This is a genomic window from Paenibacillus sp. JNU01 (assembly GCF_059130585.1).
In genome coordinates this window covers 1,370,148-1,391,892 of record NZ_CP169723.1, presented here as the reverse complement: position 1 = coordinate 1,391,892, position 21,745 = coordinate 1,370,148, and the positions used below count along the sequence as shown (strand labels likewise).

General features: G+C 45.3%; 20 protein-coding genes. 17 read left to right on the top strand and 3 right to left on the bottom strand.

What is annotated here, in order from left to right; translation table 11 throughout:
* Positions 1-63: 63 nt before the first annotated feature.
* The 14 genes from NLBNIHML_RS05815 (at position 64) to NLBNIHML_RS05750 (ending at position 17,388) form a co-directional block, all read left to right on the top strand.
* Complete coding sequence (locus tag NLBNIHML_RS05815) at positions 64-1,716, top strand: AraC family transcriptional regulator (protein ID WP_494353999.1); 1,653 nt, start codon at positions 64-66, stop codon at positions 1,714-1,716.
* A 119-nt stretch (positions 1,717-1,835) separates the two neighbouring features.
* The gene (locus NLBNIHML_RS05810) at positions 1,836-2,825 is read left to right on the top strand and encodes an ABC transporter substrate-binding protein (protein WP_494353998.1); all 990 of its coding nucleotides are present in this window, start codon (positions 1,836-1,838) and stop codon (positions 2,823-2,825) included.
* A 62-nt stretch (positions 2,826-2,887) separates the two neighbouring features.
* Positions 2,888-3,910 carry an NAD(P)/FAD-dependent oxidoreductase gene (locus tag NLBNIHML_RS05805; RefSeq protein ID WP_494353997.1) on the top strand — a complete coding sequence of 341 codons (1,023 nt, stop codon included), beginning with the start codon at positions 2,888-2,890 and terminating at the stop codon, positions 3,908-3,910.
* A 254-nt stretch (positions 3,911-4,164) separates the two neighbouring features.
* Positions 4,165-5,352 (top strand): formate-dependent phosphoribosylglycinamide formyltransferase, encoded by a 1,188-nt coding sequence (gene purT, locus NLBNIHML_RS05800; RefSeq protein ID WP_339235059.1) that lies wholly within the window; start codon positions 4,165-4,167, stop codon positions 5,350-5,352.
* Positions 5,342-5,800, top strand: a complete 459-nt coding sequence (locus NLBNIHML_RS05795; RefSeq protein ID WP_253438357.1) for a GNAT family N-acetyltransferase — start codon at positions 5,342-5,344, stop codon at positions 5,798-5,800. The genes purT and NLBNIHML_RS05795 overlap by 11 nt, the downstream gene beginning before the upstream one ends.
* 257 nt (positions 5,801-6,057) lie before the next feature.
* Positions 6,058-6,843 (top strand): CAP domain-containing protein, encoded by a 786-nt coding sequence (locus NLBNIHML_RS05790; protein ID WP_339235054.1) that lies wholly within the window; start codon positions 6,058-6,060, stop codon positions 6,841-6,843.
* A 290-nt stretch (positions 6,844-7,133) separates the two neighbouring features.
* Positions 7,134-8,006: a GDSL-type esterase/lipase family protein gene (locus NLBNIHML_RS05785; RefSeq protein ID WP_494353996.1), complete on the top strand. Its 873-nt coding sequence runs from the start codon at positions 7,134-7,136 to the stop codon at positions 8,004-8,006.
* Entirely contained in the window at positions 8,007-8,972 is a 966-nt protein-coding gene (locus NLBNIHML_RS05780) for an ABC transporter ATP-binding protein (protein WP_494353995.1), read from the top strand. It abuts the gene before it with no gap.
* The gene (locus tag NLBNIHML_RS05775) at positions 8,965-9,954 is read left to right on the top strand and encodes an ABC transporter permease (protein WP_253438348.1); all 990 of its coding nucleotides are present in this window, start codon (positions 8,965-8,967) and stop codon (positions 9,952-9,954) included. Before NLBNIHML_RS05780 ends, NLBNIHML_RS05775 begins: the two co-directional genes overlap by 8 nt.
* Positions 9,955-10,030: 76 nt before the next feature.
* The gene (gene parE / locus NLBNIHML_RS05770) at positions 10,031-12,010 is read left to right on the top strand and encodes a DNA topoisomerase IV subunit B (RefSeq protein ID WP_253438346.1); all 1,980 of its coding nucleotides are present in this window, start codon (positions 10,031-10,033) and stop codon (positions 12,008-12,010) included.
* Between the two features lie 12 nt (positions 12,011-12,022).
* Positions 12,023-14,482: a DNA gyrase subunit A gene (gene gyrA, locus NLBNIHML_RS05765; protein WP_339235046.1), complete on the top strand. Its 2,460-nt coding sequence runs from the start codon at positions 12,023-12,025 to the stop codon at positions 14,480-14,482.
* Positions 14,483-14,714: 232 nt separating this feature from the next.
* Positions 14,715-15,155 carry a MarR family winged helix-turn-helix transcriptional regulator gene (locus tag NLBNIHML_RS05760; RefSeq protein WP_253438342.1) on the top strand — a complete coding sequence of 147 codons (441 nt, stop codon included), beginning with the start codon at positions 14,715-14,717 and terminating at the stop codon, positions 15,153-15,155.
* A 278-nt stretch (positions 15,156-15,433) separates the two neighbouring features.
* On the top strand, positions 15,434-15,880 hold the full coding sequence (locus NLBNIHML_RS05755; RefSeq protein ID WP_062835118.1) for a MarR family winged helix-turn-helix transcriptional regulator: 447 nt from the start codon (positions 15,434-15,436) through the stop codon (positions 15,878-15,880).
* The gene (locus NLBNIHML_RS05750) at positions 15,877-17,388 is read left to right on the top strand and encodes a DHA2 family efflux MFS transporter permease subunit (RefSeq protein WP_124116268.1); all 1,512 of its coding nucleotides are present in this window, start codon (positions 15,877-15,879) and stop codon (positions 17,386-17,388) included. Before NLBNIHML_RS05755 ends, NLBNIHML_RS05750 begins: the two co-directional genes overlap by 4 nt.
* Before the next feature lie 110 nt (positions 17,389-17,498).
* Here NLBNIHML_RS05750 and NLBNIHML_RS05745 read toward each other — a convergent pair whose 3' ends face one another.
* The 3 genes from NLBNIHML_RS05745 to NLBNIHML_RS05735 all read right to left on the bottom strand — a co-directional run bounded on the left by NLBNIHML_RS05745 (position 17,499) and on the right by NLBNIHML_RS05735 (position 19,557).
* Positions 17,499-17,843, bottom strand: a complete 345-nt coding sequence (locus tag NLBNIHML_RS05745; RefSeq protein WP_494353994.1) for an MGMT family protein — start codon at positions 17,841-17,843, stop codon at positions 17,499-17,501.
* A 116-nt stretch (positions 17,844-17,959) separates the two neighbouring features.
* A complete protein-coding gene (locus NLBNIHML_RS05740; protein ID WP_494353993.1) occupies positions 17,960-18,691 on the bottom strand; it encodes an RluA family pseudouridine synthase in 732 nt (243 codons plus the stop codon).
* 2 nt (positions 18,692-18,693) lie between these two features.
* Entirely contained in the window at positions 18,694-19,557 is an 864-nt protein-coding gene (locus NLBNIHML_RS05735) for a class I SAM-dependent methyltransferase (protein WP_017687801.1), read from the bottom strand.
* Between the two features lie 292 nt (positions 19,558-19,849).
* On the opposite strand from NLBNIHML_RS05735, the gene NLBNIHML_RS05730 reads away from it, so the two are divergent.
* From NLBNIHML_RS05730 to NLBNIHML_RS05720, 3 genes are read left to right on the top strand one after another with little or no spacing between them, the layout of a single operon-like run.
* Entirely contained in the window at positions 19,850-20,302 is a 453-nt protein-coding gene (locus NLBNIHML_RS05730) for a flavodoxin (protein ID WP_339235037.1), read from the top strand.
* A gap of 5 nt (positions 20,303-20,307) precedes the next feature.
* The gene (locus tag NLBNIHML_RS05725) at positions 20,308-21,114 is read left to right on the top strand and encodes a hypothetical protein (protein ID WP_339256069.1); all 807 of its coding nucleotides are present in this window, start codon (positions 20,308-20,310) and stop codon (positions 21,112-21,114) included.
* A 52-nt stretch (positions 21,115-21,166) separates the two neighbouring features.
* The gene (locus NLBNIHML_RS05720; RefSeq protein ID WP_342570515.1) at positions 21,167-21,733 is read left to right on the top strand and encodes a nitroreductase family protein; all 567 of its coding nucleotides are present in this window, start codon (positions 21,167-21,169) and stop codon (positions 21,731-21,733) included.
* Positions 21,734-21,745 lie beyond the last annotated feature (12 nt).

Sequence of the window (21,745 nt, the reverse complement as noted above, 5' to 3'; positions counted from 1 at the left end):
GTGTGGTATGTTATGTTTTTAAGAATGAAATCAGCATAATCGTTTAAGTCTGGAGGGAGATCAATGCAGATGGACAACAACGAAATAGACACAAAACATTTTGATCACCTGGATCATATGAATTTTAGGCTCATTCAGGTGAATTATACGACTGATCCTGCGACGGAGTGGCTTCTGAGGAAACACTTTATTGAAACTTACATGTTATTATTTGTAGCGAGTGGCCAAGGTTGGTTAAAGATAGATGGGACTTTCATTGAATTGAAAGCAGGCGGACTGTACATAGGTTTTCCAGGGCAGTTGATTGAGGCAAATGTGCATTCGTTGGATGAACGAGGCGTGTATCACATGAGTTTTGATGTCATGTACGCACTGGAGCAGGAGGGTGGAACAGCCCTTGATATGATGAAGCAACTTTTACGTAATGAAGTGAATGGCGAGGTCAGCTCATCTTCTCCCATTGCCGTTGGCGTGATCTGTCAGATGATTTACCACCACACAATGAAGAAGGATGGCTTGCAAAGGTACTATGGTCAGATACGTTTTCAGGAACTGTTGTATACCCTGTTTTACGACGTGGCCTGTGCAGAAAAGACGGATCTGGCTTCACCGATTGAACATGTTAAAGCCTACATGGAGCAGAATTATTCCAAGAGATTAACTATTGAGGAATTAGCAAATGTGGCACGAATGAGCCCTCGACACTTCATGCGTTTATTCAAGAAAAGGTATGGCTACAGTCCAGTCGACTATTTAACGCTATATCGAATGAAACAAGCCCAGATCTTAATGAGAAATGATCACAGTTATCGACTCAAGGATGTGGCATCGTACGTGGGGTATCAGGATGAGACGTATTTCCGGCGTAAATTCAAGCAAATCTCCGGCGTTCCACCGGCAGCATTTATACGTAATAGCAAACAAAAAATTGCAGCGATTCATTCCCTGAGCATTGGTATACTGCTTGCATTGCAGATCATTCCATGTGCCGCGCCGGCAAGTCATCCATGGACATATTATTATAGACGTAAATATGAAACGGACAAAGTTATGCCACTTGCGGAGAGTGAGACCATCTGGCTGGAACAGCTTCGATTAGTTAAGCCTGACTATATTATTACGATTGGGACGGAGTCTGAGGTTTTGCAAAGTCAGCTTCAATCCATTGCTCCTGTGTGTGACCTCCCGTGGGAAAAAGGGGATTGGAGAGAGCATTTGAGAGTTGTTGCAAGTTTTTTGGACAGGTCTGATATTGCAGAGGTATGGCTTCAAAGATATGAAGAGAAAGTATCGGTCATAAAGAATCAGCTTGCGGATTCCATACGAAAAGACAAGCTAGTTGTACTCAAATTTTATGGCGAAGAGTTGCAAGTGTTAGGCCCAAGGAGCATTGCTTCCGTTTTTTACATTGATATGCAAATGGATGGTCCCGAAGGAATTGAAACTTATTGGGAACGGGGAACAGTGCGCATTAAGGAATTGTCTGTTCTTAACATTGAAAGAATATTACTGATTGTGGGTGATGATGAGACATCCAGGCTGACATGGTCTGTTGTGCGTAAGTCTGAAGAGTGGCTTGAGCTGTTAGCGATACAGAATGGCGTAATAGATGTCCTTTTGTCGAGCGTCCTGCTGGACTACACGGCGTTTACCCATGAGCTTATGTTGGATGAAATATTAAAGTTATGGCAAGATCGTCCATGGCAAAAAGTCTGAATAGTCAATATCATGCCTGAACATATTTGATTATACTACTCCTATATCGTAGTGATAATGATAATTATTATTGATTAGACATTGTCATATATTAATGACCTATAGGGGGTACATACAGAATGAGATTCAGATGGTTAACCTTCATATGTGCAATGATGTTGATGCTCGTTATTTCGGCTTGCGGGGCATCAGGTAAAGGAGCGTCCACGAGTGAAGGACAAGAAGCGGGTACCGCCAATTCTTCAGCGACAGAAGCAAGTCAGGTGAAGAAAGTGAACACGGAAATGGGAGAGATTGAAATCCCGATAAACCCACAAAAAATAGTGGGTCTGTCTGTGGTATATCCAGAATTTTTATATTCACTTGGGATCGTACCCATTGCTGTACAGAACTATCATGAGGAGTTTCCTTCTTACTTACAGGAACCGTTCACAAACACGATGAAAATGGGAATCGGAAGAACACCTAATTTTGAAGCCCTCATGGAGGCAGCTCCGGATTTAATTATCGCTCCTGACTGGTGGTCCAAAAAGGACTATGATCAGCTTACGCTGATTGCACCTACCGTACTTTTACCACAGCGTGATGATTGGCGTGATGAACTGCGGGATATGGCCAAAATTCTGGATAAAGAAGAGCAGGCAGAAAAGGTTATTCAGGATTTGGTCGCTAAGGAGAAGATAGCTGCTGACAAATTTCATAAGCTGATTGGTGAAGAGACTGTTCTCTACATTAGAGTGATGGAAAAAGAAATTGTACTGCATGGAGAGAATCTTGACCGAGGAAACTTTGTCCACAAACGATTGGGAATGAAACCACTTCCTAATTTCCCGAAAGATCAAACGGCCATGTCCGTATCCTTGGAAGTACTGCCTGAATACGACGCAGATCATCTGATCGTTCAGCTGGATGATGATACTAATCCGGAAATTAAAAAGAAATTTGAAGATATGTTATCGTCATCGTTATGGAAAAATCTGAAAGCAGTCAAGCAGAACCATGTTTACATGGTGGGTGGCAAGGAATGGTTCAATCTGGGAATGTCCCCGCTTGCCGACGAATATGTCATTGATGATATTGTAACTGCTTTTGAAGAAAAAAATAAATAAGGCAAACCGTATGTTACCAGAATCTCTCTAATTCATAACTAAATTAACAGGGTGTGTTCAAGATGAATGAAGAAGATATCTACGATGTAACCATCATTGGAGGCGGACCTGCCGGCATGTATGCGGCTTTTTATGCAGGGATGCGTGATATGAAAGTAAAGATCATTGAAGGTAAAGACCAGCTTGGTGGTTTTCTGCACACCTATTCTGAAAAAACAATTTGGGATGTAGGCGGTCTGCCGCCTATGAAATGTTCGAGGTTGATCGAGTGGCTTGTTCAGCAGGCCAATACGTTTAACCCAACGGTAGAATTGAATTGTAAAGTCGAAAGGTTCACTCGAATGGATAACGGAATATGGAGGATGTATACCACTGGAGGAGAGATACATTATACTCGTACGATCATTGTTGCAGTAGGCCGTGGTATCGCAGAGATTCAGAAGCTGGAGCTTCAGGAGCCGATTGAATATGAGCAAGAGAATCTTCATTACACCGTGCAAAATCCAGAACATTTTTCCGGGAAGCGTGTACTCATTTCGGGTGGAGGCAACAGTGCAGTAGACTGGGCAATTGAGCTTGCTCAACTTGCTCACAGTGTAGTTGTAATTCACCGGAATAATGAGTTCCGTGCAATGGAACGAAATGTCAGTGAGATGAACAATATAACGGATGTGAGAACACCATACAGCATCACGCAGCTTCATAATAATGGTAAGCGAATCCAGCAGGTTGTGATTACGCATATGGAAAGTCAGGCCAATGTCGTGTTGGAAGTGGATGAAGTCGTTGTTAGTCACGGATATAAAAGCAATCTAAGTGATCTGGCCAGTTGTGGGCTGAAGATGGACGATGGAATGGTTCGAATGAGCCACCATGCACAGACGAGTCTTCCAGGTGTTTTTGCAGCAGGGGACTGTTCGACCCACGAGAGCAAAGTCAGACTCATTGCCGGAGCCTTTAATGATGCGATTGTTGCAGTCAATAGTGCGAAGCAATACATGACTCCAGACGCACCCAAGATGGCTTACGTTTCCTCACATAATGAAATTTTCAGAGAAAAAAATCGACAAATCCCAAGATTTTAAATTTGGGATTTGTTTGTGCACCCCGATTCTCTGAAATATTAAAATCTTCCCTTTTAACTTTTCCTTAATTCTGGGAGGAATGGAAAGAGTATCGAATCTGTGAGCGGTAATTGTAAAATTTGATCGAAAAAACACAAAAAATCTTGTAAAATTCACAAGAAAAATAGGGAGCACTCTTGCAATCTTTAACCAAAACCCCGAAAATAGAGAGACAGATATATAGAAGATTTCTCTTTGGGAGGATTGGAAAGAACATGTGGGGTGCTCCTTTTACGGCTCAAGCCAAAAAAATGCTGCTATTAGGCAGTGGAGAATTGGGAAAAGAGGTCGTTATTGAGGCCCAACGACTGGGAGTAGAGACGATCGCTGTTGATCGTTATGAGAACGCACCTGCAATGCAGGTCGCGCACCGGTCTTATTGCATCGACATGCTGGATGCCGAAGCTTTGAAACAATTGATCCGTAAAGAAAAACCTCATTACATCGTACCTGAGATTGAAGCTATTGCAACAGAAGCTTTACTGGAGCTTGAGGAAGAGGGATTTTGTGTAGTACCTACTGCCCGTGCTGCACGTCTAACGATGGATCGCGAAGGCATCCGTCGTCTTGCAGCCGAACAATTGAAACTTCCGACAGCTGATTACCTTTTTGCGGACAACCTGGAACAACTTCAGGAAGCCGTACGTGAGCTTGGCACACCTTGTGTCATTAAACCATTGATGAGTTCTTCCGGCAAAGGCCAGAGTGTATGCCGTACACCGGGGGATGTGGAGGATTGCTGGAACATTGCTCTTTCGGGAGCTCGTGGCAAATCCGTTCGTGTCATCGTGGAGAGCTTTGTGCAATTTGATAGTGAGATTACATTACTTACCGTCAGGTCTGTATCAGGCACCGTATTTTGTCCTCCGATTGGCCATATTCAAAAGGATGGGGATTATGTCGAATCGTGGCAGCCTCATGCAATGACGCCTGAGCAATGGAAACAGGCTTGTCATATTGCCAAATCCGTTACGGATGAACTTGGCGGCTATGGACTGTTTGGAGTGGAATTGTTCCTAACATCGGATGGTGTTGTGTTCAGCGAGGTATCTCCTCGTCCGCACGACACAGGTATGGTTACAATGGTGACGCAAGACAGTTCCGAGTTTGCGCTGCATGTACGTGCAATTCTTGGTTTTCCGGTCACAGGTGTACATCTGTTGACACCGGGAGCTTCAGCAACGCTGAAAGCTAATGATGAAACATCTGACTTTACTGTAGGCGGGATTGAAGAAGCACTGGCTCTTCCTCGTACTCAGATTCGTGTATTTGGCAAACCTGAGACGAAGGTAGGACGCCGAATGGCTGTAGCGCTAAGTGCTGGCCAAGATGTGGAAGAAGCTCGTAAAACAGCGGTGCAAGCCGCTAATATGCTGAAAGTGGAGGTAAATCATGTCCAATAATGTTGAGGCCCCTGTACTGATGATCCGAGAGTGTGAACTGCGAGATGCTGAAGCGGTAACAGGATTGATGCGAGAGGTCAGCTATCCGACAACAGCTAATGTCATGAAAGAACGCATTGAATGTTTGGAAACTAATCCAAACGCATGCATGCTTGTTGCCGAAGTGGATGAACAAATTATTGGTGTGATTGGCTTGCAATGTGTGCAAAGTCATGCCTATCCAGAACCTGCCGCACAAATTACTTCCCTGATTGTAGGTCAAGAACATCGTGGTGGTGGTATTGGCCGTCGTCTGATGGCTCGTGCCGAAGATTGGGGCAGACAGCAAGGTGGTAAACAACTGTTTGTCACGGGTGCAAACCGTGAAGTGACTTCAACAACGTACTCTTTTTATGAGCACATTGGTTTCCAGAAGAGAGGCTATCGGTTCAGTAAGGTTCTTCTATAGTATAAAAAGGTCTTTCCTACAACATTAAATTCTCATGATATCCTGATCTGCATGTTCTGATGTAGTGACTGATAAATAAATGGTGAAGCGACATTCGACTAGCTTTGTTAGTCTGAATGTCTTTTTTTTATGGCTAAAAAATGACAAAAAAGTTACTTTTCCATATTTTATAGGTTCACAATCTCTTGTTGAATTGATATACTGCTAGAGTATTAATTACAAAGTTGTAATAACTAATTTTAAGGAGATGAATGAATTTGAAAAAGAAATGGATGAAAACTGTCGTAACGAGTAGTCTGACAGCCGTACTGGCCGTAGGTGTAATGCTCCCTGCTTCCGCGTCTGCTGCAGATTCAACATATAAGACTACCACAACGTATAAAATTACAAGTACAGACAGCCTGAAAGCATATATCGAACAGTGGCTCAAACAAAACGGATACACTGTATCCGAGGGACAAATTGTAGAGAAGCCTGCTACGCAGCCTGATCAAACGACCAAACCTGCTGAGCCGACTACAAAGCCAACTCAGCCGACAACTAAGCCTGAGCAACCGGCTAAACCAGCACAACCAACACAAGAAGAAAAACCGGCAACCACGCCAGCTAAAGATTCTTCAAACACAGGTAATACCGGTAACAATACAAGTAATAATGGCAGCGAAAGCACACAATCCGACTTTGCTACGCAAGTTGTAAAGCTTGTGAACGCTGAGCGTGCCAAAGCAGGTCTGAGCGCACTGACTTCAGATGCTCTTCTGGACAAAGTAGCTGTAGCCAAAGTAAAAGATATGAGCAACAATAACTATTTTGATCACCAGTCACCGACGTATGGTTCTCCGTTTGATATGATGAAACAATTCGGAGTAACTTACAGCTATGCAGGTGAGAACATTGCCAAAGGACAAAAAACACCTCAGGAAGTTGTAACAGCCTGGATGAATAGTGCAGGACACCGTGCCAATATTCTGAGCAAAAACTTTACACATATCGGTGTAGGGTTCTACAACGGATACTGGGCTCAAGAGTTTATCGGTAAATAAGTAATTATAATGAAGTAAATAAAAATTTGTATATCAAAAGGTTATGCCAGCACAGTTGAAATCTGTGTATGGCATAACCTTTTTTCCGTTAAATGACATATAGAAAATGAATTCTGCGAATGTAGCGGCAAAATTTGCAAATTAACGACAGAACATTTATGTTATTTAGGAATAGCATCATCAAGGCGTGTCTTGAAAACTCCGAAGCAAGCGGATTTTCAGACACGCCTTGATGTAAAGTCATTATAAATTATTAAGCACCCAGACTGGTGTACATGAGCGGAGATGTGATGATGAAAAAGAAAAAAAGCCTTGATTCAGCACCATGGATCTGGAGAACCGTCAGTACAGTATCCATCTTGGCAACCTTGTTGTTGTTATTTGGATTTGGATACGCTATAAAAGACGTGATTTTTCCCGAGGGAGATTCAGCGTTAACTACAGGCCAGGAGGCAACTGCTCCATCTAAGGATAAGGAAGGTGAACCGGCCGTAGTGGAAGATGGCAAGATTCGGATGGCCGTCATCGGTGATTCCTTGGCAAGAGGTACGGGGGATGATGAGGGACTTGGTTTTGTGAGACGTGCAGGGAACTTGCTTAAAGATAAAGGATATGATGTTCAGGTTCTAAATAATCTGGGTGTAAACGGGTTGAGAACGGATGCTTTATTGGAGAAACTCGATGAGCAAGGCGTGCGTTACGTCCTACAGCAGTCCAATTTTATTTTGCTATCCATTGGCGCGAATGATCTGTTCAAGGGAGGGCAAGTTCTACAGGGGGAAGATCCGCCAACAGCAGAGCAGCTGGCAGCGGCTTTACCGGAAACGTCAAAACGCCTTCAAGAGATTTTGAAGAAAGTCAAAGAAATCAATCCCGATGCACAGATTGCGTACATAGGGTTGTACAATCCATTTGGTGATGTGAAAGAATTGGAGAAGCCAGGGAATGCGGTTGTTGCCGCTTGGAACGATGCTGCACTGGCTATTTTAAACAATGAGGATAAGATGACACTTGTCCCTACATTCGATTTATTTGAAAATCATCTGGGGGAGTATCTCTCGTCAGATCATTTTCATCCAAACGGCCAAGGTTATGAGCAAATTGCAGTTCGGATTGCACAGGAATTCCAGGCGGATACACCGGCAGAAGGGAGCGGAAAATAAATGGCAGAGCAGCAGTATGATTCCGTCCTGTCTGTACAGCATCTGAAGAAGCGGATCGGGCGCAAGTGGATCATTAAAGACGTTACATTTGACGTGAAACCCGGTGAAATCTTTGGATTTCTCGGTCCTAACGGTGCTGGGAAAACAACAACAATACGGATGCTCGTGGACCTGATCAAACCGACAGAAGGGAAAATTAAAGTCTGTGGTTATGATGTGAATCGGGACCCTGAGCGCGCTTTGAAGTATGTAGGCTCCATTGTTGAAAATCCTGAGGTATATACCTATCTGACCGGATGGGAGAACCTGGAACATTTTGCTCGCATGCAACCGGGAGTGGACAATGATCGTATCCAGGAAGTTGTGGATATTGTACGATTGGATCAGCGTATTCACGATAAAGTCAGAACCTACTCCCTTGGTATGCGTCAGCGGCTCGGTATTGCACAAGCGCTACTTGGGCGGCCTCGTCTGCTCATTCTGGATGAACCGACGAATGGTCTTGATCCAAAAGGAATTAAGGAACTTCGTGTCTTTATTAAACAACTTGCGAGTGAAGGCATGGCTGTATTTGTCAGCAGTCACTTGTTAAGCGAGATCCAGCTTCTCTGTGACAGAGTGGCGATTATCAGTGCGGGGCGTGTGCTTGCTGTTGGAGGCGTAAGCGAACTGATTGAAGACCATTCCAAGTTGGCCATATGGCACATTTCACCACTGGAGCAAGGCAAAAAGATGTTACTGGATGCAGGCATTGCTCTGGTAAGTCGACCTGCGGATGTAATGGATGATACCATTGTTGCGGGTCTTGGTCCCAACGCTGTGGTTGCCGAGATGCACGAAGATCTAATTCCTGATATGGTACAGCAGATGGTTCAAGCTGGTGTACAGGTTGAAGGGGTACAGCGGATTCAGCCTACGCTCGAACAACTATTCTTAAAAATGACAGAAGGTGAATCCATTGAGTAATATCATGCCGCTGATTCGCAATGAAACGATTAAGATGGTGAAGAAAAAACGGCTTTATATTATATTTATTGTACTTGCGATCCTGGTACCGATGTTTACGTATGCCCAGATGAAATCTGCGGAGAATAATCGTGACAAATTCGGAGGCGATTGGCGGCTTGAACTGCAACAGGCCATTACAGACAATCAAAACTCGCTCGGGAGCGATCGCGTGCCAGAAGAGTACAAGAAATATAGAACCGTGTATATCCAGCAGATGCAGTATTATCTCGAAAATGACATCAATCCCAAAGAACCGGGTGGTGTTACCTTTACACGGGAGTTCATGAACAATGCAGTAGGATTGTTTATTCCACTGTTAATCATGGCTATTGCTTCAGATCTTGTTTCAGGTGAACGTACCACAGGTACGATTAAAATGCTTTTAACGCGTCCGGTTAGGCGCTGGAAAGTGCTTCTGAGCAAATTAATTACACTGATTATGTTTGTTTCGATCATCGTGGTATCAGCCTACATTATATGTTACGTCATATCGGGTGCGGTCTTTGGCTACAAAGGCTTCAACATGCCAATCTTTACAGGATTCAAAGTTGTGGGAACAGATGTAGATATGTCGGCAGTGCATGCTGTGGACCAGTGGCTGTATATGCTTATGCAGGCAGGACTGATCTGGTTTGTGAGTGTAATCGTGGCTATGCTTGCATTTATGGTATCCGTACTTGTGCGAAGTACAGCTGCAAGTATCGTGATTATGATGGCCGCTCTGATTGCAGGAACTATCTTGACGAGTATGGCTGCATCTTGGCAAACAGCGAAATATCTGTTCATGGTTAACCTCGAACTTCCTGATTATTTGTCAGGTGGATTACCGCCAATCGAGGGTATGAATTTAGGTTTTTCTCTTATTGTGCTTAGTGTTTGGGGCGTTGCTTCACTCATTGTGTCATTCCTTGTCTTTACGAAACGGGATATCTTGAATTAAAATGGACAAGGATAAGAAAACATCTGTTTGCATTTTAAGCATTTTTTTAGTTGCAAGTTAAGAAGGGGGAGCATGAATGGTCGAGCAAATCGATATGTCGGCAGGTTCGACAGGCGGAGGACAGGGGTCTTCAGGCTACGACGCGGACGACATTCAAGTACTTGAAGGGCTGGTAGCAGTACGGAAACGGCCGGGCATGTACATCGGCAGCACCAGCACTTCGGGTTTACATCATTTGGTATGGGAAATTGTCGACAACGCTGTCGACGAACATCTCGCCAAATTCTGCTCCAAAATCGATATCACGCTGCATAAGGACGGTTCTATTACGGTTCAGGATAACGGAAGGGGAATTCCGACAGGTATACATAAAACAGGGATTCCTACTCCCCAGGTCGTGTTTACGATTTTGCACGCAGGCGGAAAGTTCGGTGGATCAGGATACAAAAAATCAGGCGGTTTGCACGGTGTAGGTGCGTCAGTTACAAACGCATTGTCCGAGTGGCTTGAAGTCGAGATTTTCCGTGATGGCAAGATTCATCGTCAGCGATTCGAGTATTGGAAGGACAAAAAAGGGATTGAACATGTCGGTGAACCGGTCTCCGGTCTCGAAGTGTTGGGCAATACCAATCGGACAGGTACGAAAGTGACATTCAAACCGGATATTCGGGTGTTCCAGAATGGCATTCAATTTAATTATGATACATTGGCAGAACGCCTTCAGGAGATTGCTTTTCTGAATTCAGGTTTGAAAATTGTGCTCAAGGACGAACGTTCGGGCAATCAGGATGAATACATGTATGAAGGCGGAGCAAGCCAGTTTGTTGCTTTTCTTAACGAAAATAAAGATGTGCTGCATGATGTTATTCACTTCTATGCGGAGAAGGATGACATTGAAGTCGAAGTGGCAATTCAGTATAACGCGGGTTATACGGAAACACTGGCTTCGTTCGTGAACTCGATCCCTACTCGGGGCGGCGGTACTCATGAGACCGGATTCAGGGCTGCGTATACCCGTGTAATGAATGATTACGCACGGCGTACCAGCATGATCAAGGAAAAAGATAAAAACCTCGAAGGTAATGATCTGCGTGAAGGCATGATGGCCGTCATCAGTGTCAAAATGTCAGAGGTTGAGTTCGTAGGTCAGACGAAGGATCAGCTTGGGAGCGCAACCGCGCGGAGTGCTGTGGATTCGGTCGTGTCCGAGAATATTCAGCGGTTCCTGGAAGAAAACCCGCAGGTAGCGCAAACGTTAATTCGCAAAGCGGTTCAAGCCTCCAGAGCCAGAGAAGCAGCTCGCAAAGCACGTGATGATATGCGTACAGGCAAGAAACGCAGTGAAAGTTCCAACCTGAACGGCAAGTTAACGCCGGCGCAATCCAAGGATTTTACCCGAAATGAGTTGTTTATTGTCGAAGGTGATTCCGCGGGTGGTTCTGCCAAACAGGGACGCGACTCGAAGATTCAGGCGATTCTGCCCCTCAAGGGAAAACCGCTCAATCCGGAAAAATCGAAGCTGGCGGACATTCTCAAAAATGAAGAGTACCGCGCCATAACCGCGGCGATCGGGGCGGGCATAGGAACCGAATTTGCAGTTGAAGACAGCAATTATTCCAAAATTATCATTATGACCGATGCGGATACGGACGGCGCACATATTCAGGTGCTGTTGTTGACCTTCTTTTATCGTTATATGAAGCCTTTAATTGATGCAGGCAAAGTATATATTGCTCAGCCGCCATTGTACAAACTTACTCGTAAGTCTGGTAAGCTCGCGAGTGTTCGATATGCATGGACGGATGAAGAACTGGCGAATTATATGAAGGAATTCGGTAATAATGTTGAGCTTCAACGTTATAAAGGTCTTGGTGAGATGAATCCGGATCAACTGTGGGAGACAACAATGAATCCGGAAACTCGTGCGATGCTGAAGGTACAGATTGTTGATGCAGCAAAAGCAGAACGTCGTGTATCTACGCTCATGGGTGATAAGGTTGATCCGCGGAAACGCTGGATTGTAGAGAACGTCGACTTTACAGAGTACGAAGAATAGAAGGTGCTTGGAATGAGTCCATCAGAACAATTTATGCCGGCCTTTCTCGAAGAGGTCGTAGGGGACCGTTTCGGTCGCTACTCCAAATATATTATTCAAGATCGAGCCATTCCGGACGTCCGGGATGGATTGAAGCCAGTACAACGGCGTATTCTGTACGCCATGTACGATTCAGGTAATACGCCTGACAAGACTTACCGCAAGTCTGCCAAAACCGTTGGGGACGTAATGGGTAATTATCATCCACATGGTGACTCCTCCATCTATGAGGGAATGGTGCGGATGGCTCAACCATGGAAAATGGGCCATATGCTCGTGGACGGTCATGGTAACTGGGGATCACAGGATGATGACCCGGCAGCGGCGATGCGGTATACGGAGGCCCGTTTGTCGCCCATCGCGATGGAGATGCTTCGCGATATCGAGAAACGGACGGTTCTGTTTAAGGATAATTTTGATAATACGGCCAAAGAACCGGTTGTATTGCCATCCCGTTATCCGAACTTGCTGGTTAATGGTGTCAGCGGTATCTCCTCAGGGTTTGCAACGGAGATTCCTCCACACAATTTGCGTGAAGTCATTGATGCTTCGATCGCTGTGATGGAGAAACCGTCAATTGAGCTGGACGAAATCATGATGTTCATGAAGGGTCCTGACTTTCCAACAGGCGGATTGATTATGGGCGGTGACGGCATTCTGGATGCTTATCGCACAGGTAAGGGACGGATCTATATCCGCTCCAAAACCGAGATTGAAAACATGCGCGGTGGCAAACAGCAAATCGTCATTACCGAAATTCCTTATCAAGTCGTGAAGTCGCGTCTGGTTACAGCGATGGAGAACATTAGACTTGAGAAAAAGGTCGAAGGTATTGCCGAAGTGCGTGATGAGAGCGGACGTGAAGGGCTGCGGATCGTGGTTGAGCTGAAAAAAGAAGCTGACGCACAAGGTATTTTGGCTTATTTGCTGAAGAAAACCGACCTTCAGGTTACTTATAACTTCAATATGGTTGCGATTGTGAATAAAGCACCACAGCAAATGGGATTGAAATCAATTCTGGAGGCTTACATTGCCCATCAGCGGGAAGTTGTCACATTCCGTACCCGGTTTGAGCTGGAGAAAGCGGAAGACCGTGCACATGTGCTGGAGGGCTTGGTTAAAGCTCTGAACATCCTTGACGAGGTCATTGCAGCAATCAAAGCGTCCAAGAATCGGCAGGATGCTCAAAATAACCTGATGTGGATGTTTGGATTCACGGAACGTCAAGCGGATTCCATCCTTACTTTGCAATTGTATCGTTTGACAAATCTGGAGATTAATTCTCTGGAGAAGGAACTCGGTGATCTGATGAAAAAGATTGCGCAATTACGATCCATTCTGGATAGTGACCGCAAGCTTATCGGAGTCATCCGCAAGGAATTGATGGAGATTCGTGAGAAATACGGTATAGACCGTCGTTCTGCGATCCAGGGTGAAGTGGAAGAACTCAAGGTTAATCTCGAAGTACTTGTGAATGCAGAAGATGTATTTGTTACGTTATCCAAAGAAGGATACGTGAAACGTACAGGCATGCAGTCCTTTACACGTTCTGGTGGTGAACGGAGCGGAAGTGGTGTAAAAGACGGCGATTATATCGCTCAGGTTCTGGAAGTAAATACGCTTGAGAATCTGCTTGTCTTTACGAGGAAAGGTCAGTATTTCCTGTTACCTGTTCATCAGGTACCTGAGTTCAAGTGGAAAGACCCGGGCACAGCCATTGTGAACGTCATTCCTCTTGCGAAAGACGACCGTATTGCAAGTGTGCTTGCTGTGAAATCCTTTGAAGAGCCGAATCACAGTCTGGTCTTCGTTACACGAAGAGGACAGGTGAAGCGGACGGAACTGAAGGATTACGTTACCAAACGTTCCGGAGCAGTTGCAGCTTGTAAAGTGGGTAAGGACGATGAAGTGTTATCTGTACATCTGAGTACGGGTGACCAAGATATTATGTTAATTACAAAAGAAGCCATGGCGATTCGTTTCCGTGAGGATGAGGTCAATCCAATGGGACGTGTATCCGGTGGTGTTCGTGGCATTCAGTTGAGAGATACAGATGAAGTTGTATCCGCCCTATGGGTTGCAGGAGATGAGGGTGAAGTTGCCGTGTTGTCCGATTTGGGATATGGTAAACGTTCATTACTGCTGGATTATGCTGTGCAGAGTCGTGGAGGCAAGGGACTTGCCACATTCGAGTTCAAGGAAGGCAAACGCGTGAAACCGAATGGCAGTCGTATTGTTGGCGCTTTTTATTGCAAAGAGCAACGCAACATCACTGTCATGACCAAGGAAGGCCACGTGCATCCGATCTCTTCGGAAGGTGTTCCGATTACGGAACGCAAACATATTGGCAAACTGCTCGTTCCTGTGGATAAACAGGACGAGATCGTTGAACTTTTGAGGGACTTCAATGAGAATCAGCCAGCATCAACTTGATAAAGAGTAAGCATAAAAGACTTTTCGCAGCGCAGCTAATCCTGTCATGCGAAGAGTCTTTTTTTGTTGTTCGAAGGCGGATTAGAAGAGCACATCCATGCGAAGTTTAACAACCTTCGTCGATTACGGTCGATCGCTAGGAAAATGAAAAAAGGCAGCAGGAATGCGGCTTTGGAGGGCGAAAACTTAAGCAGGTGAAGTGATAACCGGTTGCAGAGAGGAGCGATGCAAGATGTATAATTCCGATTTTGCCAAGTGCTGGTCCAGACTAACCAAAGATTATAAACTGCATATGGATCAAGAGCTGGCCCCCTCATTGACGGAGGCTCAGCTAGCTGTCCTGGAGGTGCTTGAGGATCATCAGAAGATGAAACCTTCGGATCTGATTCCTTATCTGGCGACTACGCCAGCTGCCGTAACCATGCTGCTCGATCGGATGGAAAAGAATGATCTGATTCGCAGGAATCGGGATAATCAGGATCGACGCATTGTCTGGGTTTCTCTTTCCGATAAAGGAAGAATGGAAACAGAGCGGGGGATTACCATCCGCAATGAATTCATGAACTCTGTTCTCAGTAACATATCGATGCACAATCAACAATTGCTGGTATATCTGTTAGGCAAAATGACAACACCTAAAACGAAAGAGCCTGCATTATCCACTTCGGTATAATACAATGCTGATTCTTCTGAGTAACCATAGGAGTACCTGCTCGTTTCGTGCAGGAGCCCTATGGTTATTTTATTTACAAATTACATATGATACACATTGTGTCCAGGTTAGTTGAGGAAAGGGGCAAGGAAATCACACAGTTTAGTATGCCCCAATATTATTTTGTTGATTTCATATGTAAAGAGTTGACTATGTAAATATTTTTGTTATAATAAATAATTGTTCCCCTGATATTTCGTGTACGAAATATTATATTCCATAAGTAAAAGGGTGAAACAATGACTGATACGTATGAAGTATTCTATATTATCAATTCGTTCCGCCAAGTGAATCAAATGCTTTTTCGAGCATTCTGGAATGAAAACAAGGAGATCGAGTTGACTTCGATTCAGTTTATGGTGTTATCCATCCTGAGGGAGCGTCCTTCCATCGGCATCAACGAAGTAGCTGAGCTATGCCATATGGGCAGCAGTTCCATGAGTGCTGTTGTGGAGCGGCTCGTCAAGGGCGAGTATATCGTTCGGACACGTTCTGATGCTGACCGCCGATCTGTTAAACTTCAGATCACGGATAAAGGGGAGCAGGCCCAACAGGAAACCCACCATCTTTGGATGGAGAGAGTGTCACCCATTCTGGATATATCGAAGGAAGACCTTGAGCACCTACTTAGAATTCATAGTCAAATGATTGAAAAGTTACAAGGAAGAGAGATGAACAACATATGAGCACGACTACTGCTGCAGCTCCATCCTCCGCGATGGACAACATCAAGAAAGGCCCGATTGTAGCGGCATTGTTAATTGGTGCCTTCGTGGCATTCCTGAACCAAACCCTGATGAACGTAGCTCTTCCTAAAATTATGGAAGACCTCGCGATCAATGCAAACAAAGCCCAATGGTTAACCACGGGTTACATGCTCGTCAACGGTGTACTGATTCCGGTTACGGCATATCTGATTGCGAAATTTTCAACTCGTCAAATCTTCATTACAGCCATGACTCTCTTTACCATAGGGACGTTAGTCTGTGGTCTTAGTCCAACCTTTACGATTCTGATGGTGGGTCGTGTCATTCAGGCTGCAGGTGCAGGTATCCTGATGCCTCTGATGACCGTTGTATTCCTGACCATCTTCCCGATTGAGAAACGTGGTCAGGCCATGGGAACCATGGGGATCGCGATGATTCTGGCTCCTGCGATTGGGCCTACACTTTCAGGTTATGTAGTTGAGCACTATTCCTGGAGATTATTGTTCTACATCATCTTGCCATTCTCTATTATTGCAACGGCAATTGGTATTGCTTTTGTCAAAAACGTAACACGCCAATCCAGACCTAAACTGGATTATCCAGGCGTTATTTTATCTACGCTTGGTTTTGGTAGTTTGCTTTACGGATTTAGTGATGCGGGTACTGATGGATGGGGCAGTGCAATTGTCATTGGATGTCTCGTCGTAGGTGCGATTTCCCTGATTCTGTTCGTTATTCGTCAACTGACAACAGATCATCCGCTCCTTGAATTCCGTATTTTCAAGTACAATATGTATTCTTTAACGACAATCATCAATATGCTTGTGACGATGGCGATGTTTGCAGGTATGATCCTGCTTCCAATTTTCCTGCAAAACATTCGTGGTTTCTCACCGATTGAATCGGGACTTCTGATGATGCCTGGTGCGATATTGATGGGGATCATGTCTCCGATCACGGGTCGCATATTTGATAAGGTAGGCGCTCGCTGGCTTTCAGTTGCAGGTCTTGCCATTACGGCGATTACAACATTTGGACTGAGTCGTCTGGCCATCGACACGACTTACGGTTACATGATGTTTATCTACACGGCTCGTATGTTCGGTATGTCGATGCTGATGATGCCGATCCAGACAGCAGGTCTGAATCAACTGCCTCAACGTCTGAACGCGCATGGTACAGCGATGTCCAACACATTGCGTACGGTTGCCGGAGCGATCGGTACAGCCATTCTCGTTACCATCATGAGCAGCAAGCTCAAAACACATCTGGCCGATGCAGTGGCTGCGGGTCAGGTTGATCCTACTGATAAGACAGCGATGATAGCTGCTACGGCAGATGCAACAATATATGGTGTTAACTATGCATTCATCGTGGCTACCGGAATGACCGTGGTTGCTTTAATTATGGCATTCTTTATTCGTAAAACGAAACCGGCTGTTGAACCTGTTACTGTAGAACAGGAAAAAGCGACGGCTACCGCATAACAAATATCAGATAAAAACCATAAAAGAGAACTCTAGCAGTTGAAAAGGGGTAGCCCCTAACTCTGCCTGAGTTCTCTTTTTTGGTGTGCTGAAATATGGAGAGAGGAATCTTATTCTGGCTGGATCGTTGGATCGATAAGAAATACAGGATCGGGCTCATGTCCGAACCGTTTGAGATTAATGGTTCCGTTTAGTTGGAACTCCACACCTTCGCTAATCAGTTCTGTTTCCTGCATCATGCGCGAGTGTTCATCCGGTATGGAGATTTCGCCTTTTACGTTGACGACACGGTGCCAGGGCAGACGCTCCTTGCGGCTCATCGAGTGCAGGATTCGTACGACTTGTCTCGCTGCTCTTGGACTACCGGCATGGGCTGCAATCTGACCGTAAGTCATCACTTTGCCTTCTGGAATCGCCGCAATAATCGCAATGACTTGTTTGGTAAACGGGGTCATCAAAATGTCTCCTCTCTGTATTTTAGACATATAGCTGGAAATATTAAAAAACGTGTCGTCAGATACAGAATCTGAACGACACGTGATATGGACAGATCTAACCTGATCCTGTGTACTTATAGAGGTTGTTCAAAAGCTTTTTGGTACAGTGCAGCAGGCCATTCTGCCCAGGGAAATTCTCTTGCAGGCAAGGATTGCAGAATAACTTCTTCCTTGGTAACTGGATGGGGGAAGGCTGCAATCACAGACCATAGCGCAATCTGTTGCCCAGGTTTATTCACGCTTGCACCGTACTTCTGATCCCCGTACAGAGGGCAGCCGACTTCTTTCATTTGCACCCGAATCTGATGAGATCTGCCGGTGTGCAGTTCGATATGGACGAGGCTGTAACGGTCTGTCTCCCCAATAACGCGGTAATCGAGAACGGCATCCTTCCCACCAGCTGTACCCTTAGGTACAACCGTAACAGTATTCGTGCGTGCATCCTTCAGGAGCGTATGTTTTAACGTTCCCTGTTGTGCAGGCAGCTTGCCATGTACAACTGCCGCATATATTTTACGGAAATGACGTCCCCGCACTGTCTCGGACAATCTCGAAGCTGCTTTGGATGTCTTGGCAAAGATCATTGCCCCTCCAACAGGACGATCAAGTCGGTGTACCAACCCGAGATAGACATTGCCAGGTTTGTTATATCGTTCTTTCAGATCCTGTTTCAGCAATGTAAGCAAATCCGGATCACCTGATGCATCTTCCTGGGTAGGTACATTGACCGGCTTCGTAATGCCTAATAGATGGTTGTCTTCAAACAGAATCGGAATTGCATCATGATCATGCCGATGTTCTGACATGATTAGGACTCCCAACGGCCCAGAATACCACAAGGCAGATCAAGACCACTGCGTGTGATCGGCAGCCCGATTTCACCTGCAGTAATGTCACCACCGTACTGAGCAGACATTGTCATGGTTAACATGTTGCGCAGAACCGTGGAGGAGATACCCGTGGTGTAGGAGTTAACCAGCATGAATAATGGATTATCCGACAGGATTGTCATACATGATTTCAAGAATGGATAAAGGTTCTCTTCCAGTTTCCATGTCTCTCCATTCGGACCACGGCCATAAGAAGGAGGGTCCATGATAATGGCGTCATAACGATTTCCACGCCGTTGCTCCCGTTGTACGAATTTGAATACATCATCTGTAATAAAACGAACAGGGCGATCAGCCAGTCCGGATAATTGAACATTTTCCTTGGCCCATTGAACCATGCCTTTAGCTGCATCCACATGCACGACAGAAGCGCCTGCGTAAGCTGCGGCTACCGTTGCACCGCCTGTATAGGCAAACAGGTTCAAGACAGAAATAGGGCGTCCTGCATTGGAGATTTTATCCATCATCCAGCTCCAGTTGGCAGCTTGTTCAGGGAACAGGCCAGTATGCTTGAAGCTGGTAGGTTTAATGTGGAATTTCAGGTTTTCGTATCCGATCGTCCAGCGCTCGGGAATGGGCTTTTTCATATCCCAGTTACCGCCACCGGAAGAGCTGCGATGATAGTGACCATGCACTTGACGCCATTCATTGGTTTCTTGCTCAAGGGGCCAAATAATCTGTGGATCGGGTCTGCGTAAAATCACATCTCCCCAACGCTCCAGTTTCTCGCCGCCTCCTGTATCGATTACTTCATAGTCCTTCCAATTCTTAGCTACGTACATAATGATTTATCCATCCTTCAAAAGTCATTTGGATACTATTGTACAACAAAAAAGGGCTTGTACGCCAGTTGGGGGACGGTATCATTGGAGGAAGGTATGACATCGGACCTTAAAAGGGTGAAGGATGTTTAGCTGTGTTGAAATCCAATGTGCGCCATATATTGAAAAACAGAGATAATCAAAATTTAATTTGACAATGATAATCATTATCACATATGATTTTGTTAATTCAAATTCATTCTTTCTTCGGAGAGAATATTAACATGATCCAATTAAAGTGAGGGAAAAATAGATGGCTAAATTGTTAGTGGCTTATGCGAGCATGACGGGAAATACAGAAGAAATTGCAGAACTGATTGTGGAAGGAATTACACAGGGAGGACACGAGGCAGATCTGAAATCCGTAACGGATTGTAATGCATCCGATGTATTGGACTATGACGGATTCATGATTGGCGTTTACACTTGGGGAGACGGGGAGTTGCCAGATGAATTCCTGGATTTCTATGAAGAGCTAGATGAGCTTGACTTGAGCGGGAAGAGAGCCGCGGTGTTCGGAAGTGGTGATACCTCGTATGAGCAGTTCTGTGGTGCAGTTGATCTCGCTGCTGCCAAGCTGCAAGAGCGTGGGGCGGAGGTTTCTCCAGAGATGTTAAAAATAGAATACAGTCCGCTTGAGCAGGAGAAGGATTCATGCCGTGACTTTGGCAAACGCTTTGCTGCTGCCGGATTACAGGTGTCCTAAAGATCATGTTAAGACATAATATTCAGGCGGCGATGCCGGTCGGAAGGAATGACCTTCCTGTCCGCTTGCTTGAAGATTACAGATTGGAAGAAATGCTGCGCAGCCCAGACCGGTTCATCCGCCCTGAACCCGTGTCTGAGCAGCGTCCTCCACTGCAATGGAGGCACCGTGTACAATATGCGGTGAGCCATGCGGTTAATGCCTTTTATAGCCTGGACCCCGATGTTCGCAAAGAAGTACCCGTACAGTATTTACTTGAGAAGTGGTGGCCCAGAAAGACAGATGGTTTCGAATCGGTACTCCATTACTGGGATGTGAAGAGCAAGATCACGGATGAATTGTCACTCGCCATTGCAATGAACGATGATCTGAAGCATCCAGCCATTCTATTTGAACAGTGGAGAACGGAGTTACCTTCATTATCCATGCATTTGTCGATGATATTTCAGGCGGCCTGGCAACCAGAAGGATGGGATTCGCTGCTTATTCAGAAATATATGGTTGTCCATGATCCGAACGTAGTTGAGGCGTTTCAGCATATGGTCAGTGCATTCTGCTGGGAAGCTTTCGGAAAATTACCGGGGATGATCGAGATATACTGCTTGTTGGAAGGACGCAAAATTAGGTACATCCCTGGACGCCAGTCTCTGATTCGTTCCATGGACTACATTCACTTGATACGTGATAGCATGCCGCAAGCAGAAGTGGTGGAGTCAGAACAGTTTACAACGCGTGATAAAGTGCGCATACACGAAGAGGTAGATCGCTGGAGAACGGAAGCCGTTGAACCGAAGAAAACATGGTTGATGTGAAGGCGGTTGAAGGATAACGATATATCATGCAGATAGAGGAGGGAAAGTTGCCATGTCTACTGGTCTAAGTCAAGATATAAGCAGTAGCAAGAGACGTGCAGGAACTTGTGAATTCAGTCCGTTGCCAGTACCCCAATCGGTTATACGAAAGTTGCTTGATGAAGCAGATCCTTCATTATATGTGATGAGTTCAGAACCTTGGAGGTTTATGTTGTTTGCAGGCGAAGGGCGACAGCTATATTTGGAAGCGGTCAGACAGAGCTATCCACCCCATCTGGCTGATCGTTACGGCGAGTGGGCTACATATCAGTACACGGAAGCGATCCCTACCCATCTGGTTGTGGTAGCGCCTGTGAATGCCCGTGAGGATAATCTTCTGGCGGCTAAAGCCTGGAGCAAACGTTTCAGTATTCTGGCTGCGGAACAGGGGTTGAATGCTGTCTGGAAGATCAATGATTATCAACAACATCCTGTATTTATGAATCTGATGGGTTTGACAAGTGCAGAGAAGGTGTTAGGTGTATTCCATATCGGTTACGGAGACCAGCCTGGATTGCGGGATGTCGATGCAAGCAGACCGGCCTCTGAACTGATGACGGTCTATGACCATCTGGTATAAAATGAATCTTTG

What these genes read in the sequence shown, in the direction of transcription:
- NLBNIHML_RS05815 (WP_494353999.1), top strand. Translation starts at nt 64, where the DNA reads ATGCAGATGGACAACAACGAAATAGACACAAAACATTTTGATCACCTG.
- NLBNIHML_RS05810 (WP_494353998.1), top strand. Translation starts at nt 1,836, where the DNA reads ATGAGATTCAGATGGTTAACCTTCATATGTGCAATGATGTTGATGCTC.
- NLBNIHML_RS05805 (WP_494353997.1), top strand. Translation starts at nt 2,888, where the DNA reads ATGAATGAAGAAGATATCTACGATGTAACCATCATTGGAGGCGGACCT.
- purT (WP_339235059.1), top strand. Translation starts at nt 4,165, where the DNA reads ATGTGGGGTGCTCCTTTTACGGCTCAAGCCAAAAAAATGCTGCTATTA.
- NLBNIHML_RS05795 (WP_253438357.1), top strand. Translation starts at nt 5,342, where the DNA reads ATGTCCAATAATGTTGAGGCCCCTGTACTGATGATCCGAGAGTGTGAA.
- NLBNIHML_RS05785 (WP_494353996.1), top strand. Translation starts at nt 7,134, where the DNA reads ATGATGAAAAAGAAAAAAAGCCTTGATTCAGCACCATGGATCTGGAGA.
- NLBNIHML_RS05780 (WP_494353995.1), top strand. Translation starts at nt 8,007, where the DNA reads ATGGCAGAGCAGCAGTATGATTCCGTCCTGTCTGTACAGCATCTGAAG.
- parE (WP_253438346.1), top strand. Translation starts at nt 10,031, where the DNA reads ATGGTCGAGCAAATCGATATGTCGGCAGGTTCGACAGGCGGAGGACAG.
- gyrA (WP_339235046.1), top strand. Translation starts at nt 12,023, where the DNA reads ATGAGTCCATCAGAACAATTTATGCCGGCCTTTCTCGAAGAGGTCGTA.
- NLBNIHML_RS05760 (WP_253438342.1), top strand. Translation starts at nt 14,715, where the DNA reads ATGTATAATTCCGATTTTGCCAAGTGCTGGTCCAGACTAACCAAAGAT.
- NLBNIHML_RS05755 (WP_062835118.1), top strand. Translation starts at nt 15,434, where the DNA reads ATGACTGATACGTATGAAGTATTCTATATTATCAATTCGTTCCGCCAA.
- NLBNIHML_RS05750 (WP_124116268.1), top strand. Translation starts at nt 15,877, where the DNA reads ATGAGCACGACTACTGCTGCAGCTCCATCCTCCGCGATGGACAACATC.
- NLBNIHML_RS05745 (WP_494353994.1), bottom strand. Translation starts at nt 17,843, where the DNA reads ATGACCCCGTTTACCAAACAAGTCATTGCGATTATTGCGGCGATTCCA.
- NLBNIHML_RS05740 (WP_494353993.1), bottom strand. Translation starts at nt 18,691, where the DNA reads ATGTCAGAACATCGGCATGATCATGATGCAATTCCGATTCTGTTTGAA.
- NLBNIHML_RS05735 (WP_017687801.1), bottom strand. Translation starts at nt 19,557, where the DNA reads ATGTACGTAGCTAAGAATTGGAAGGACTATGAAGTAATCGATACAGGA.
- NLBNIHML_RS05730 (WP_339235037.1), top strand. Translation starts at nt 19,850, where the DNA reads ATGGCTAAATTGTTAGTGGCTTATGCGAGCATGACGGGAAATACAGAA.
- NLBNIHML_RS05725 (WP_339256069.1), top strand. Translation starts at nt 20,308, where the DNA reads ATGTTAAGACATAATATTCAGGCGGCGATGCCGGTCGGAAGGAATGAC.
- NLBNIHML_RS05720 (WP_342570515.1), top strand. Translation starts at nt 21,167, where the DNA reads ATGTCTACTGGTCTAAGTCAAGATATAAGCAGTAGCAAGAGACGTGCA.